General features: G+C 62.8%; 13 protein-coding genes and 1 tRNA gene. 9 read left to right on the top strand and 5 right to left on the bottom strand.

The annotated features are described in order from the left end of the window. Positions 1 to 10: 10 nt before the first annotated feature. A complete protein-coding gene (locus FHS78_RS00070) occupies positions 11 to 907 on the bottom strand; it encodes a hydrogen peroxide-inducible genes activator (protein WP_167089065.1) in 897 nt (298 codons plus the stop codon). Between the two features lie 179 nt (positions 908 to 1,086). Here FHS78_RS00070 and katG point away from each other — a divergent pair, with 179 nt between their 5' ends. Beyond that, positions 1,087 to 3,264: a catalase/peroxidase HPI gene (gene katG, locus FHS78_RS00065; protein WP_167089063.1), complete on the top strand. Its 2,178-nt coding sequence runs from the start codon at positions 1,087 to 1,089 to the stop codon at positions 3,262 to 3,264. Positions 3,265 to 3,334: 70 nt separating this feature from the next. On the opposite strand, the gene FHS78_RS00060 is transcribed toward katG, so the two are convergent. Then, positions 3,335 to 5,020, bottom strand: a complete 1,686-nt coding sequence (locus FHS78_RS00060) for a putative bifunctional diguanylate cyclase/phosphodiesterase (protein ID WP_167089061.1) — start codon at positions 5,018 to 5,020, stop codon at positions 3,335 to 3,337. A gap of 173 nt (positions 5,021 to 5,193) precedes the next feature. Then, positions 5,194 to 5,283, bottom strand: a tRNA-Ser gene (locus FHS78_RS00055). A 199-nt stretch (positions 5,284 to 5,482) separates the two neighbouring features. On the opposite strand from FHS78_RS00055, the gene FHS78_RS00050 reads away from it, so the two are divergent. Next, positions 5,483 to 5,905, top strand: a complete 423-nt coding sequence (locus FHS78_RS00050) for a hypothetical protein (protein ID WP_167089058.1) — start codon at positions 5,483 to 5,485, stop codon at positions 5,903 to 5,905. A gap of 17 nt (positions 5,906 to 5,922) precedes the next feature. Here the strand turns inward: FHS78_RS00050 and FHS78_RS00045 are convergent, their stop codons facing one another. Next, a complete protein-coding gene (locus FHS78_RS00045) occupies positions 5,923 to 7,278 on the bottom strand; it encodes an MmgE/PrpD family protein (RefSeq protein WP_246220283.1) in 1,356 nt (451 codons plus the stop codon). 195 nt (positions 7,279 to 7,473) lie between these two features. Between FHS78_RS00045 and FHS78_RS00040 the strand changes: the two genes are divergently transcribed. From FHS78_RS00040 to FHS78_RS00010, 7 genes are all read left to right on the top strand, one after another. After that, positions 7,474 to 8,496: a septal ring lytic transglycosylase RlpA family protein gene (locus tag FHS78_RS00040; RefSeq protein WP_205305137.1), complete on the top strand. Its 1,023-nt coding sequence runs from the start codon at positions 7,474 to 7,476 to the stop codon at positions 8,494 to 8,496. A gap of 119 nt (positions 8,497 to 8,615) precedes the next feature. Continuing rightward, on the top strand, positions 8,616 to 9,824 hold the full coding sequence (locus FHS78_RS00035; RefSeq protein WP_167089054.1) for a D-alanyl-D-alanine carboxypeptidase family protein: 1,209 nt from the start codon (positions 8,616 to 8,618) through the stop codon (positions 9,822 to 9,824). After that, positions 9,821 to 10,450: a dTMP kinase gene (tmk, locus tag FHS78_RS00030; RefSeq protein WP_167089052.1), complete on the top strand. Its 630-nt coding sequence runs from the start codon at positions 9,821 to 9,823 to the stop codon at positions 10,448 to 10,450. The genes FHS78_RS00035 and tmk overlap by 4 nt, the downstream gene beginning before the upstream one ends. 24 nt (positions 10,451 to 10,474) lie before the next feature. Continuing rightward, entirely contained in the window at positions 10,475 to 11,587 is a 1,113-nt protein-coding gene (locus FHS78_RS00025) for a DNA polymerase III subunit delta' (protein WP_167089050.1), read from the top strand. A 60-nt stretch (positions 11,588 to 11,647) separates the two neighbouring features. After that, on the top strand, positions 11,648 to 13,219 hold the full coding sequence (gene metG / locus FHS78_RS00020) for a methionine--tRNA ligase (RefSeq protein WP_167089048.1): 1,572 nt from the start codon (positions 11,648 to 11,650) through the stop codon (positions 13,217 to 13,219). Positions 13,220 to 13,221: 2 nt separating this feature from the next. Next, positions 13,222 to 14,028, top strand: a complete 807-nt coding sequence (locus tag FHS78_RS00015; protein WP_167089046.1) for a TatD family hydrolase — start codon at positions 13,222 to 13,224, stop codon at positions 14,026 to 14,028. Next, positions 14,025 to 14,843, top strand: coding sequence for an MBL fold metallo-hydrolase (locus FHS78_RS00010; protein ID WP_167089044.1), 819 nt, complete (start codon positions 14,025 to 14,027; stop codon positions 14,841 to 14,843). Before FHS78_RS00015 ends, FHS78_RS00010 begins: the two co-directional genes overlap by 4 nt. Positions 14,844 to 14,920: 77 nt before the next feature. On the opposite strand, the gene FHS78_RS00005 is transcribed toward FHS78_RS00010, so the two are convergent. Continuing rightward, a complete protein-coding gene (locus FHS78_RS00005) occupies positions 14,921 to 15,472 on the bottom strand; it encodes a PepSY domain-containing protein (protein ID WP_167089042.1) in 552 nt (183 codons plus the stop codon). Positions 15,473 to 15,597 lie beyond the last annotated feature (125 nt).

Below are 15,597 nucleotides of genomic sequence, written 5' to 3'. Positions count from 1 at the left end.
GCGCTTGCGCTCACCCCTGGCCGGCACCCGCCCGGCGTACGATTTCGGCAATATTCTCGAACTGATCCGACAACGGATTGGTTTTTCGCCATACCATGCCGATTGTTCTTGAAGGGCGGGGGGCGCCCAGCCGCGCAACGGAAACCGGCGCGGAGCATGTTTCGATGGGTACAGCCATTTGCGGGATGAGCGTGACGCCGATCCCGGCGCCCACCATCTGCACGAGTGTCGAAAGGGAACTCCCTTCCACGAGATCGCGCGGTTCGCTGCCCGACAGCTTGCAGAAAGACAGCGCCTGATCGCGGAAGCAATGGCCCTCTTCGAGGAGAAGCAGGCGCATTTCGCGAAGTTTGTCCGCACCGGGAATGGGCTTGTCGGCATCTTCGAGCGGACGGACGAGAACGAATTCCTCATCGAAAAGCGGCTGCTCGGTCAGGGACGCTTCCGAAACGGGCAGCGCCACGATAGCTGCGTCCAGGCGGCCGTCCTGCAGATCTTCGATGAGCTTCTGGGTCACAGCCTCGCGCGGGCGCAGATCCACTTCGGGATATTGCTCGGCCAAGACCTTGATAATCTTCGGCAGCAGATAGGGGGCCACGGTCGGGATAACGCCGATCCGAAGAGGCCCCGTCAGCCAGTCGGAGGACGCCCGGCCGAGATCACCCAACTCGTCCACCGCCTGAAGGATGCTCCGCGCACGCTTCGCGAAGGCCTCGCCAAGGCCGGTCAGGCGGATATGCCGCGTTCCTCGCTCGACGAGCGGGGCGCCCGTGATTTCTTCCAGCTCCTTGATCTGCTGGGAGAGGGCCGGCTGGGAAATCGCGCAGGCTTCCGCTGCGCGCCCAAAATGCCCGTGGTGGGCCAGCGCATCGAAATAGCGAAGGTGCTTGATCGTGATCGCATTCATAAGCTGAGCCTATCGCCGCTATCAGGAAATACAAATTATAATTATTCTAATGAAGTGGTAGAAACTGACTACGAGCGGAAGGCGTGAAGCCCATCATTCGTTCCCGCGCAGGTCAGGCGGCCCCCTTTAACCGGCCTGCTCCGCGCTCCTGAAGCGAAGTCTCAATGGGAGAAAGTCAAATGGACGGAAATGACCCGAAATCCACCGGCAAATGCCCGGTCATGCACGGCGCCCTCACATCCACCGGCATGTCGAACATGGACTGGTGGCCCAATGCGCTGAACCTCGACATCCTTCATCAGCACGATACGAAGACCAATCCGATGGGAAAGGACTTCAACTATCGCGATGAGCTCAAGAAGCTGGATTTCAACGCGCTGAAGAAGGATATGCGCGCGCTGATGACCGACAGCCAGGAATGGTGGCCGGCCGACTGGGGCCATTATGGCGGTCTCATGATCCGCCTGTCGTGGCATGCGGCGGGTTCCTACCGCGTGGCCGATGGCCGTGGCGGCGGCGGCACCGGCAATCAGCGGTTCGCGCCGCTCAATTCCTGGCCGGACAATGTCAGCCTCGACAAGGCGCGCCGTCTGCTGTGGCCGATCAAGAAGAAGTACGGCAACAAGGTGAGCTGGGCCGACCTCATCGTGCTGGCCGGTACCATCGCCTATGAGACCATGGGTCTGAAGACCTTCGGTTTCGGTTTCGGACGCGAAGACATCTGGCACCCCGAGGAAGACACCTATTGGGGGTCGGAAAAGGAATGGCTCGCGCCGAGCGACGGGCGCTATGACAGCGTCGAAGATCCGACCACGATGGAAAATCCGCTGGCCGCGGTTCAGATGGGTCTGATCTACGTCAACCCGGAAGGCGTGAACGGCAAGCCGGATCCGATGAAGACCGCCGGACAGGTGCGCGAGACGTTCGAGCGCATGGCGATGAACGACGAGGAAACCGTCGCGCTGACCGCCGGCGGACACACCGTCGGCAAGACGCATGGTAACGGCGATGCGGGCAAGCTCGGCCCCGACCCGGAAACGGCCGGCGTCGAAGCGCAGGGCCTCGGCTGGGCCAATCCGACCGGCTCCGGTCACGGCCGCGATACCATCACCAGCGGCATCGAAGGCGCATGGACCTCGAACCCGACCAAATGGGACATGGGCTATTTCGACATGCTGCTCGACCATGAATGGGAGCTGCAGAAGAGCCCGGCGGGCGCCTGGCAGTGGCAGCCGGTCGACATCAAGGAAGAGGACATGCCGGTCGATGTGGAAGACATGACGACCCGTTGCATGCCCATCATGACCGATGCCGACATGGCGATGAAGGTGGACCCGGTCTATCGCGAGATCATGGAACGGTTCCGCAAGAATCCGGCCGCCTTCGACGATGCGTTCGCGCGCGCCTGGTTCAAGCTCACCCATCGCGACATGGGCCCGAAGGTCCGCTATGTCGGACCGGACGTGCCGAAGGAAGACCTGATCTGGCAGGATCCGGTTCCGGCCGGTCCGACGCGCTACAACGTCAAGGCGTTGAAGAAGAAGATCGCCGCGAGCGGTCTCAGCGTGAGCGACATGGTGGCGACCGCCTGGGACAGCGCACGTACCTATCGCGGTTCGGACATGCGTGGCGGCGCCAATGGGGCGCGCATCCGCCTGGCTCCGCAGAAGGACTGGGAGGGCAATGAGCCCGAACGTCTGGCCAGGGTGCTCTCGGTTCTCGAGCCGATCGCAGCCAAGGCGGGCGCCAGCGTGGCGGATGTCATCGTGCTCGCAGGCAATGTCGGCATCGAGCAGGCCGCGAAAGCCGCGGGCGTGAAAGTGGAGGTTCCCTTCGCGTCGGGCCGGGGCGATACTACCGACGAGATGACGGACGCGCCGTCCTTCGACTATCTCGAACCGGTTGCAGACGGATACCGCAACTGGCTCAAGAAGGACTATGTCGTCAGTGCGGAAGAGCTGATGCTCGACCACACGCAGCTCATGGGGCTGACGGCGCCGGAGATGACGGTTCTCGTCGGCGGCATGCGCGTGCTCGGCACCAATCACGGCGGCACGAAGCACGGGGTCTTCACCGACAAGGAAGGTACGCTGACCAACGACTTCTTCGTCAATCTGACGGACATGAAATATGCATGGAAGCCGACCGGCAACAACCTCTACGAAATCCGCGACCGGAAGACGGATGAGGTGAAGTGGACGGCGACACGGGCGGACCTCGTCTTCGGGTCCAACTCGATCCTCCGCGCCTATTCGGAAGTCTATGCGCAGGACGACAACAAGGAGAAGTTCGTGAAGGACTTCGTTGCCGCCTGGACCAAGGTGATGAACGCGGACCGCTTCGACCTCGAAGCCTGATCCCGATACAAAAAGGCCTCTCCGCGTTACCGGCGCGGGGAGGCCAACTCTTTTCAGGTCGCAAGGCTATTCAGGCGACACGTGTCCATTTCGTCTTGTCGGTCAGAAAGCGCCGCGTGTCTTCGGGGCTCATCGGCTGCGAATAGAAGAAGCCCTGCATTTCCGAACAGCCGATGATTCCCAGCAAATCATGCTGGGTTTTCGTTTCCACGCCTTCGGCGGTCACGGGAATTCCCAGCACCCGCGCAAGATAGGTGACCGCATGGACGATCGCCTCGGACTCGCCGTTCTTTATGATGTCCTGGACGAAGGACTTGTCGATCTTCACCTTGTCGATGTCGAGCTTTTGCAGGTGAGTCAGGCTTGAATATCCGGTGCCGAAATCGTCCAGCACGATCCTGATGCCGACGGCGCGCAGCTTTTTCAGTTGATCGCGCACCATCCCATCCGTATCCAGAATAGCGCCTTCCGTCAGTTCCAGCTCCAGTTTCGAGGGCTTGAACCCCGTTTGCCGCAGAATGGCGAGAACTCTGTCGACCAGATTGTCCTCCCTTATCTGCACGGGCGAGAGGTTCACCGCCAATACGAGGTCGGGCCATTGCGCCATCATCGTGCAGGCTTGCGTCAACACCCATTCACCAAGCGGTACGATGAGACCGGTTTCCTCCGCAATGGGAATGAACTCTTCGGGTTGCAGCAATCCGAATTCGGGATGATGCCAGCGGACCAGCGCCTCCATCCCCGCAAGGCTTTCACCGGCGGTGTTGAAGAGCGGCTGATAATGGACCTCCAGGCCGCTTTCCTTTGCCAGGCTCTCGCGCAAATCCTTTTCGAGGCGTCGAATGCGCCGGATCCGTTCGTCGAGCTCGCTCGTGAAACGGCGGAAACAGGCACGGCCTTCGCGTTTCGCCTGATAGAGCGCCACGTCGGCGCGGCGCTGGAACTCGATATTGTCGAGCTCCTCGACCGCGTCGGCAACGCCGACGGAGGCGCTAAGGAAAACGCGGCCGCCTTCGATTTCGAACGGCTCGGCGCCCGCTTCGAGAATGCGGTTGCAGACGATCTCCACATCGGCGTCCTCGCCGCGGTCGACAAGCAGGACGGCGAACTCGTCGCCGCCAAGCCGCGAGACCGTGTCGGAGGCGCGGACGATCGACGTAAGCCGTGCGGCAAAAGCCTGAATCAGCGCATCGCCCGCCTGATGGCCATAGGTGTCGTTGACTTCCTTGAAGCGGTCGAGATCGATGTAGAGCAGGGCGCAGCGCTCATCGGTCCGCCGGCGGCGAAGCAGTGTCTGGTCGATGCGCTCGTTCAGCAGGGCGCGATTTGGCAGACCGGTCAGCGTGTCATGGAAAGCCAGATAGTGACTATGGGCCTCCGCCTCGCGATAGGCCGTCACATCCGTAACGGTCGCGACGAGGTAATACTCGTCATTGAGCGTAACGCGGCGTTTACGCGTTATCACCGTGCGGGGCTGGCCCCTCGCATCGGTGACCTGTTCTTCATTCTCCGACAGGACGCCGGTCTCGAATACGCGGTCGTCGTTGGCATGAAACACCTCGACCTCTTCGTCGGGGAACAGATCGGTGTCGGAAAAGCCGAGCATCACTTCGCGGGAATGGCCGAAAAACTGGCAGGCCGCATCGTTGATCAGAACGATACGATGATCGCTGTTCTTGATGAGAACCGGCAACGGCATCACGTCGATGATGGCCTGAAGATCGGAGATGCTGGTGATATTGGCGGCTTTTTTCATGAGCCGGATCGCTCCCGTGAGCCGCAAATTTCGCGCAGTGCGGCAGCGCGGAAGGATAGCGGCGCCGGAGTTACCGAAAGGTTAGGGAATTCGGGGGAAAAGCGCGTATCCAGGCACCATCACGGGCCCGGTCACCGGGTGGATTATCCCGCCATGAAGGCGCATCGACGCGATGGCGGAAGGGGTGGGATTCGAACCCACGAGACGGTTCCCCGCCTGCCGGTTTTCAAGACCGGTGCCTTCAACCACTCGGCCACCCTTCCGTCAGGCCCTTGGTTAGCCGCGCAGCCGAAAGGACACAACGGGAAAATTCATTCCTTCGCCGCGCCGTGAGCGAGGCGCCGCGCGGCGGCGTATAGTTAACGCCAATTCCCTTTTGCAAGTCCCCGGTGAGCTTGGCAAAATGCGTCCCAATGTGGCACATACCAAGAAGGCCGCAGTATTGTTGGGGGGAGTAAATCTGTGCCGCAAATCGACTTAACGTCCGTCTGGATTCCCGGTGGTCTGATCGGGGTTCTCGTTCTCATCATGATCCGGCTGTTCATCAATGAGCGCCGGTCGGCGTCTGTGCTGGCCGCCGATACCGGCAGCGCCGCGCCCGTGGAGGTCACGATGCCGGCGCTGACGACGGATGCGCCGGACGCCGTCGAGCCGCCGCCCGTGGCGGACAAGCCTGCCGAAGTACCCGAGGCACCGGTCGCCAAAAAGGAAGATGCACCCGTTGCCGCGAAGGAAGCGCCGGAAAAGGCGCCCAAGGCCAAACGGTCTTTCGTCTGGCGTACGGCCTGGATCTGGCTTCCATTTCTGGCAGGGTTTCTGGGGCAGGCCTATCTCGACATCTTCAAGCCGATCATCGAACCGCTTCTCGAAAAAAGCGCGGGCTGAAGCGCCCGCCATTTCGTTCAGACGAGGTGTAGATCGGGCAGCTCGCCGCCATCGGGCAGGGCGAGAATGGCCTCGATCAGCCTGTCGGGATCGGGCACGGCGCCATGCGTCATCAGCATCCGGGCCTTGGCGATCATGTCTCCGTCGGAGAGCGGCGCTTCCGGATCGCCTTTTGCGTTCGTCCGTTCCGCCATGTGCTGCGTGCCGTCCCTCAGCGTAAGGGTGACGCGCGCGCCCCAGGCATTGGGATAAGCGCCGGCAAAGGGGTCGGCGGCTTCGAGCGTGACGCGCGTTGCGAGCGCGGCGCATTGTTCGCGCGCGGCATCGCCAAAGGCGGCGAAATCCACCACGGGGCGGAGCAGGGCGGCCGACATCGCGTGCTGAAGCGAAAACTTCGCCTCGTAATCCGTCGTGGCGACGGGCCTGTCGCAGACATCCAGCGCGGCGCGATAGGTTTCCACTTTCACCGTCTCGACCTCTTCGACGGGGCGACCTTCGGCGGCCAGTCTGTCGCGCAATTCTTCGCCGGCATCGATTGCCGGATGGGTATGGCGGCAGGACGGCCAGGGCTTGATCGAGGTCCGGCGAAGCTGCCAGGGCGCCTCGGGCGCTGCCGTGACCAGTTCCGGCCGCGCACCCGGGCAGGCGGCGCGGAAGAACCCTTTCTCGCCTTCGAGAATGGCGGGCGGACCGGTAAAGCCGAACGCGGCCAGTTCCGCCGCCTTCATGCCCGCTTCCGCGGCGTGGCCCGCATGGAGATGCTTGGTCATCGCCCCCGTTTCGAGAAACTGCCAGAGCCCCGCGGCCTGGCTGCCCGCATTGCCGAGCGCATTCACGCTCTGCGCTTCGTCGAGATCGAGAAGATGCGCGGCGGCCATGGCGGAACCGAAAGGCCCGCAGGTCGCGGTGTTGTGCCAGATGCGATAATGCTCGGCGCCCACGCCCATGCCGACCCGTGTACAGGCTTCGAACCCATGCAGGATGGCGACGAGAAGCGCCTTGCCGTCCGCGCCGCGCGCCGCGCCTAGCGCCCAGGCTGCGGGGACCACCACGCAGCCCGGATGCACCACCGATTCCCGGTGCAGATCGTCCGTTTCCAGAATGTGGGTGAGGGCGCCCATCAGGAAGGACAGCGAGGCCGGTTCGACGGGCTGATTTCCCGGATGGCCGGCGCGCCACCAGTCGAGCAGGACCTTGCCGGGCGCCGAGTTTCGGCCCGCCAGCGTGTTCGCCACGGCATCCAGCGTGAAGAGCGCCGCGGCGTCCAGATCGGCACGGGAGACCGGCTTTGCCCGGATATGGCGGGCAAGCTGCCCGGTCAGCGTGGCGGGCACGGCTGAATCTTCGGGAGCCCGCATTACGGAACCTGACATTCGATTTTCCTTAATGGTCTTTAGGCTATTGTTTTTATGGCATTCTCGGGGGCGCTCCTTGCCGTGGCAAGGGCCGCTGACTATAAGCGTTTCATAGCAAGCTCGACTGATTCGGGGTGCGAATCCGGGGCCTCACACGGACATGGTTCGGCAACTATGACGGGCGTTTTCAACAGGCGGTGGCGGACCCGCATTATGAGACAGCGCGGCCTCGTCGCCCTGGCGCCGCTGGCGATGGCGCTCGCCGCCTGTTCCGGCACCCCGTCGCCGAGCAGCGGCTCCATTCCCTCCAGCGCCGGCACCGCGCATTACAAGGTCGGCAATCCCTATCGCATCGGCAGCATCTGGTACTATCCGAAAGAGGATACCGGCTACGATCATACCGGTATCGCCTCATGGTACGGGCCGCAGTTTCACGGCAAGCGGACGGCCAACGGCGAAATCTTCGACGAGAACAAGCTGACCGCGGCACATCCGACGCTGCCGCTGCCCGTGCTGGTTCGCGTCACCAATCTGGAAAACGGCAAATCGCTGATCGTCCGGGTGAACGATCGGGGGCCGTTCGCGGCGGGGCGTGAGATCGACCTTTCCAAGGAAGCCGCCAAGGAACTGGGCTATATGCGCCAGGGGACGACGAAAGTCCGTGTACAGTATATAGCGCGCGCCGCACTTCCCGGCGATCCCGGTTACAGCCTGCTGCAGGCGGCCGCCGACGATCCATCCCGGGAGACTTTCGTCGCCGCCAAACCGAAGACGGCGCCCGAAGAGCGCAAGGTGGCCGCGACGGCGCCCGTGCAACGGGTCAGCGTCGTTTCCGCGGGCCTCGGGTCGACGCTCACGGCTCCCGATATTTCCACCATGTCCGCCAACAAGCCCGCCGCCTCCATGCAGCCGATCCCGGACGGGCAGGCGCAGATGGCGCCGATTGCCGACGACAAGACTGTGAATACCGTAAGCCGGACCGCCGCCGATCCGGTGGCGGCGCCCACGGGCAAGCTCTATGTGCAGGCGGGGTCGTTTCAGGATCTCGCCAATGCGGAGAAGCTCCAGCAGCAATTGTCCGGTATGGGCAAGGTCTCGATCCAGCAGACCTATGTGGATGGCGCCCCGTATTACCGGGTGAGGGTGGGGCCGGTTTCCGACCTTCCTTCCGCCGACAGCACGCTTCAGCAGATCATCGGCGACGGCCATCCCGGCGCGCGTATCGTCACCGATTGAACGCCGACACACACCGCGGCGCAGATGAAAAACTTGTCATATTGGATTGTGCGCGGGCCGCATGTATCCCTGTTAAAGTCCGCCCCGCACCGACAATCCGGAGAGGAATCCAGCCGATCATGACCTTGCCGCGACATCTGCCGAGTTCAGTTGCCACCCTGTGCTGCGCGCTGTTTGCCCTTGTTCTTCTGGGCACGCCCGCGCACGCCTTCGAGACATCGGCGAAATATGCCGTGCTCATGGACTATCAGACCGGGGCGGTACTCTGGGAGAAGGATGCCGACACCAGGATGCATCCGGCGAGCATGAGCAAGCTGATGACGCTGGAGATGCTGTTCCACGCGCTGAAGGACGGCACGGTCAAACTCGACGACGCATTCACGGTGAGCGAGCATGCTTGGAAAACCGGTGGCGCGGCGTCCGGCTCCTCCACCATGTTCGCCAAGGTCGGGTCCAAAATCCCGGTGGAAGATCTCATTCAGGGGATCATCGTGCAGTCCGGCAACGATGCCTGCATCGCCGTTGCCGAGGCGCTGAAGGGATCGGAAAGCGCTTTCGCCGACGCGGCGACGGAACGCGCGAAGGAAATCGGTCTCAAAAACTCCTCCTTCGCCAATGCAACCGGCTGGCCAAACCCCGATCACATGATGACGGCACATGATCTTGCGCGCCTCGCCCGGCACATCATCAAGGACTATCCGGAGTACTATCACTATTTCAGCGAGAAGGTGTTCACCTGGAACGGGATCACCCAGCACAACCGCAATCCCGCGCTCTATCTGGACAACACCGTGGACGGACTCAAGACTGGTCATACGGAACAGTCCGGCTACGGTCTCGTGGTCTCCGCCGAGCGCGACGGGGAGCGGCTGATCGCGGTGCTGAACGGCATGCCGAGCCAGAAGGCCCGCGCCGAAGAAGGTATCCGGGTTATCGACTGGGGGTTCCGCTCGTTCAGGCACTACAAGCTTTTCGCAGCGAACACGCCTGTCGAGAACGCGCCCGTGTTCCAGGGCACCTATGCGAAAGTGCCGCTCGTCAGCACCGAGGATATCGACGTGATCATGTCGCCCGAGCAGCGCCGTAAAATGACGGTGAAGGCGGTCTATTCCACGCCGATCGCGGCGCCCGTGAAAGCCGGTCGCCGTCTGGGGACGCTGCGCGTGGAGGCCCCGGGCCTGCCGACACGGGAATATCCGCTCGTCGCCGGGGCCGATGTCGAACGGCTCGGCATTTTCGGCCGCGCCATGGATTCCCTCAAAACGATGATTTTCGGCACGGGCGATGACGGTACGCCGATGCCGCGACAGCCGGCGGACGGCCAGTGAGAAGCGGACGCTTCATCACCTTCGAAGGCGGCGAGGGAGCCGGGAAATCCACGCAAGCCCGACGGCTCGCACAGGCCCTCGAACGGCATGGACACGGCGTGGTCGTCACCCGGGAGCCTGGCGGCTCGCCCGGCGCCGAGCATATCCGCTCGCTGATCGTCTCCGGCGATACCGACAAATGGACTCCGTTGACGGAGACGTTGCTCGTCTTCGCGGCCCGGGCGGACCATCTGGAGCGCACCATCCGCCCCGCGCTCGAAAGGGGGAAATGGGTGATCTGCGACCGTTTCGTGGATTCGACCTTTGCCTATCAGGGCGTCGGACAGGGGATGAGCCCGGATACGATCGCCGGGTTGCGGGATCTGGTGGTCGGTGAGGATATGCCCGGCCTGACCCTCATTCTCGATCTGCCGGTGGAAACGGGTCTTGGCCGCGCCGGCAAGCGCGACCATGACGAAGACCGTTTCGAGCGCATGGGCGACGATTTTCATATGAAACTGCGTCAGGCCTTTCTCGACATCGCCGCCGCGGACCCGGAACGATGCGTCGTCATCGATGCCACCCATGACGAGGACACGGTGGCCGACGCCATCTGGCAAGCCGTGAGCTCCCGCCTCGCCGTTTGACGGCAGCCGTGCTAACAGAACCCCATGAGCGATACGCCAGAAAGCGACCGGCTGGGTGATTTTCCGCATCCCCGCGAAACGGCAGGGCTGATCGGCCAGGAAGAGGCCGAGCAGGTCCTGTTCGACGCCTTCATGAGCGGGCGGATGCACCATGCCTGGCTGCTGACGGGTCCAAAGGGAATCGGCAAGGCGACGCTTGCGCATCGCATGGCGAAATTCGTGCTGCGTTACGGCACACCGGCGGCGGCGCGGGCGGCGGGCGCGACCAAGCTTTCTCTTCCCCAGGACGATCCGGTTTTCAGGCAGGGGCTTGCGCAAAGTCTTTCCGATCTTCTGGTGATCCGCCGGCCCTATGACGACAAAAGCAAGCGCCTCAAGACCGTTATTCCGGTGGAAGAAGTGCGCCGCACGGCGGGGTTCTTCGGCATGAGCGCAGGCGCGGGCGGATGGCGTGTCACCATCATCGACAGCGCCGACGAGATGAACGCCAATGCCGCGAACGCGCTTCTGAAAGTGCTTGAAGAACCGCCTGCAAACAGCCTGTTTCTGGTCATCAGCCATCAGCCGGGCCGGTTGTTGCCGACGATCCGCTCGCGTTGCCGGACCCTGCCGCTGAAACCGCTCAGCCATGACGCCATCGCCGAGGTGCTGGCCGCCAATGGCGCGGACGTCGCGGCGGACGACCGCGAAGCGATTGCGCGGCTGGCGGAAGGGAGCGCGGGCCGGGCCCTCTCGCTCAGCGCGGGCGGCGGGCTCGATCTTTACAAGCAGGTCGCGAATATCCTCATGGGGCTTCCCAAGCTCAATGTGGAGGCCGTGCACGAATTGGGCGACAAGGTAGGCCGCCGGGGCGCGGAAGACGCCTATTTCGCGACGGTGGAACTGCTGACCGACTGGTTGCAGCGGCTGATCCGCGCCGGGAGCGGGCTCGATACGGGCGCCGATATCGTGACGGGAGAGGGCGCCGCCATGGCGCGGCTGGCGCAGGGCAGCCGCCTTGATCGCTGGGTCGAGGTATGGGAAAAGATCAGCCAAACGGTCGCCCGCGCCGAGGCGCTCAATACCGACCGCAAGCTGGTCATCCTCAACATCTTTTCGATGCTGGAAAGCGCAGCCGCCGAGCTTGCGAAGGCTTGAAGCCATGCGACAATCCGGCGATTCTGCCAGCGTTTCTGTTTCTGCTCAGGTAACTTCCGAATGACGGCTCCCAAGCCCTTCTACATCACCACCGCGATCTCCTATCCCAATGGCGCGCCTCATATCGGCCATGCCTATGAGGTCATCACCACGGATGTCATCGCGCGCTATAAGCGGCTGGACGGATATGACGTCCGCTTCCTGACGGGCGTGGACGATCACGGGCAGAAGATGGTGCAGACGGCGAAGGCCCGCGACATGACGGCCCAGGAACTGGCCGACGAGATGGCGCCGAAATTCGTCGCGATGACGGAGCGTCTGGACATTTCCAATGACGATTTCATTCGCACGACGGAAGAGCGGCATATCCGGTCCTGCCAGACGATCTGGCAGAAGATGGCGGACAAGGGCGATATTTTCCGCAGCACCTATTCTGGCTGGTACTCGGTCCGCGACGAGGCCTATTACGGCGAGGACGAACTGAGCGAAGGCGAGGGCGGCCAGCAACTTGCGCCCACCGGCACACCCGTCGAATGGATGGAGGAAGAGACCTATTTCTTCCGGCTCTCGGCCTATGCCGACAAGCTGCTTAAGCTCTATGAGGAACAGCCCGATTTCATCCAGCCCGCGTCGCGGCGCAACGAGGTCGTGGCCTTCGTCAAACGCGGGCTCAACGACCTGTCGGTGTCGCGCGCGCGTTCCAAGCTCGATTGGGGCATCGAGGTGCCGGGCGACCCCGAGCATGTGATGTATGTCTGGGTGGACGCGCTCACAAACTACATTACCGCCGTCGGCTATCCCGATACGGAGAGCGAGCTTTTCCGGAAATACTGGCCCGCCGATGCGCATATTATCGGCAAGGATATCGTGCGCTTTCACGCGGTCATCTGGCCGGCCATGCTGATGGCCGCCGGCGTGGACCTGCCGCGCCAGGTGTTCGGCCATGGCTTCCTCAACAATCGCGGGGAAAAGATGTCGAAGTCGGTCGGCAATGTGATCGATCCCTTCACCATCACCGATACCTATGGCGTCGACCAGATCCGCTATTTCTTCTGCCGCGAGGTCAGCTACGGCCAGGATGGCAGCTACAGCCACGATACGGTGGTGAACCGCATCAATGCCGAGCTCGCCAACGATCTCGGAAACCTCGCACAGCGCTCGCTTTCCATGATCGCCAAGAACTGCGGCGGCGCGGTGCCGACGCCGGGCGAGTTCACATCCGAGGACAAGGCGCTGCTCAACAGCGCCGCCGAACTGCTGCCGGCGACGCGGGCGATGATGACGCGCTTCGAGATCCACAATTACGTCGGAAGCGTCATCGAGGTGGTGAGCGAGGCCAACCGCTACTTCGCCTCGCAAGAGCCCTGGGCGCTGAAAAAGACCGATCCGGAGCGTATGGCGACCGTTCTCTACGTCACGGCGGAGACGGTGCGGCGTTGCGCGACCTTGCTGCAACCGGTGATGCCGGCGTCCACGGCAAAGCTTCTCGATAGCCTGGCCGTGCCTGAGGATGCGCGGAGCTTTGCGACGATCGACGAGGCCGGATCGCTGAAACCGGGGATCGTGATGCCCAAGCCCGAGCCCGTTTTCCCGCGTTTCGTGGACGAACTTGCCGAGGAAGGAAAGGCCTGACGATGAACGCCCCGGTTCTGGTCGACAGCCATTGCCATCTCGATTTCCCGGATTTTGCCGAGGAGGTCGACGAGATCGTGAACCGCGCCCATGAGGCGGGCGTGGGGCTGATGGTGACGATTTCGACCAAGATCAGCGAATTCGAACGGGTGAGGGCGGTCGCGGAGCGGTTTCCCCATGTTTATTGCACCGTCGGTATCCATCCGCATGAGGCCGAAGACGAGCCGGAAATCTCCGCAGCGCGGCTGATCGAGCTGGCACAGCATCCCAAGGTCGTCGGCATCGGGGAGACGGGGCTCGACTTTTTTTACGAGCACAGCCCGCGCGAAGCGCAGGAAACCGCGTTCCGTGCGCATATCGCGGCTTCGCGGGAAACCGGATTGCCGCTCATCGTCCACACGCGCGATGCGGATGAGGACACGGCGCGCATTCTGGTCGAGGAGATGGAGAAGGGCGCCTTCCCCGGTCTCCTGCATTGCTTTAGCTCCAGCCGTCAACTTGCTGAAAAGGCTGTTGAATTAGGGTTTTACATCTCGCTTTCGGGCATCCTGACCTTCAAGAAGGCCGAGGAATTGCGCGAGACGGCGGAAGCCTTGCCGCTGGAGCGGCTGCTGGTGGAAACGGATGCGCCATATCTTGCGCCTGTGCCCAAGCGCGGAAAGCGCAACGAGCCGTCCTTCGTGGTGCACACGGCCGCGAAGCTCGCCGAGGTCAAGGGCGTGAGCGCGGCGGAACTGGCCGAAGCGACCACAGAGAATTTTCTCAAGCTTTTCAAGCGTGTACCGCGCGAAGCGGTATATGGCGCATGAAGCTCGTCGCGACGGTTCTGGGCAGCGGCTCGTCAGGCGGCGTGCCGCGTATCGGCAATCACTGGGGCGCCTGCGACCCGAAAGAGCCGAAAAACAGGCGGCGGCGCTGCTCGCTGCTGATCGAGCAATTCGATCCGGCGGAACCACATCACAAGACGAGCGTCCTTATCGACACGTCGCCCGATATGCGCGAACAGCTTCTCGATGCGCAGGTCGATTGGGTGGATGCCGTTCTCTACACGCATGACCATGCCGACCAGTGCCACGGGATCGACGATCTCCGGATGCTGGCGATCAACCGGCGGCGGCGCGTGGATGTGTGGATGGACGAGCCGACCTCGAAATCGCTCATCGCGCGGTTCGGCTATTGTTTTATCCAGCCGCCGGGCTCCAGCTATCCGCCGATTCTGAACGAGCACCGGATCGAAGGGCCGGGCGCTGCGATCCGCGTCGAGGGCGCGGGCGGCCCGATGGACATTCTGCCGTTCGATGTGGATCACGGCAGCATAAGGGCGCTGGGGTTTCGGGTCGGCCCGCTGGCATATTGCGCGGATTGCGTGGATGTGCCCGATGAGAGTTTCCGGCTCCTGGACGGGATCGAGAGCTGGATCGTCGATGCGCTGCGCTACACGCCGCATCCGACGCATGCCCATGTGGACCTGGCGCTGGAATGGCTCAAACGGGCGAGCGTTGCCCATGGCGTCCTGACAAACCTTCATGTGGATCTGGACTATCGGACGCTGAAGGGCGAGCTGCCCGAAGGCGTCGAGCCGGCCTATGACGGAATGCGGGTCGAATTCGACGTTTCGACGTAAAAACGGGCGATTCCGAGTGGAATCGCCCGCAAAACAGTGATTTATCCGGCAATATTGAACCAGCTATAGAGCCAGTTTCAGGATTCCGGCTGCTCGTCGACCACCGCGCCGGTCCGCGCATTCACGACGAGCTTCACGTTCTCACCGTCCTGGTTGGTCGCCTTGAACTCGGCCTCGCCATCGGCTTCGGCCATGTCGTCAGTGCGCTCAATGGCGGTGTAGCCGCGTTCCTTGAGCTGCGCTTCCAGGTTCGCGGCCGTCTGAAGCGCCGAACCAGCCGCATCGGCACCCATTTCAGCACCGGCCTCGGCCGAATTCTTCATCTTGCCGGTCGCACCGGCAGCGGCATCGACGGCCGTATCCGCCGCGCCGGAGGCATCCGGCGTCTCGACGTTACCGCGCGCGCCGGCCTGACCGGAAGCGGACCCGTTGACGCCCGGCGTCTTCATCTGCGTATTGGCACCGGTTTCGGCGCCGGCCTTGAGGCCGCTCGTGCCCACGCCAACATTGGCGTTCGCTTTGCCGCCAGCGCCGCCAGCGCCGCCGTCGAGCAATCCGGCCATTGCGGGGGCCGTTCCGAGCGCCACCGCGGCGGTACCGGCAATCAGGATCGTTTTCAGTTTCGTCATGGCTCGTTCCTCCATGCTTGGTCAATCTTGGTAAGCGGTGTTCCGGTCACACCCCGCCCATTTCACCGGCTTGTTTTCGGCTTCCAGCGTTTCGCGAGCTTGAGGACTTCGAGACGGAGTTCATC

It is taken from the genome of Parvibaculum indicum (genome assembly GCF_011762095.1).
GTDB lineage: Bacteria > Pseudomonadota > Alphaproteobacteria > Parvibaculales > Parvibaculaceae > Parvibaculum > Parvibaculum indicum.
This window is presented reverse-complemented; position numbering and strand designations above follow the sequence as displayed.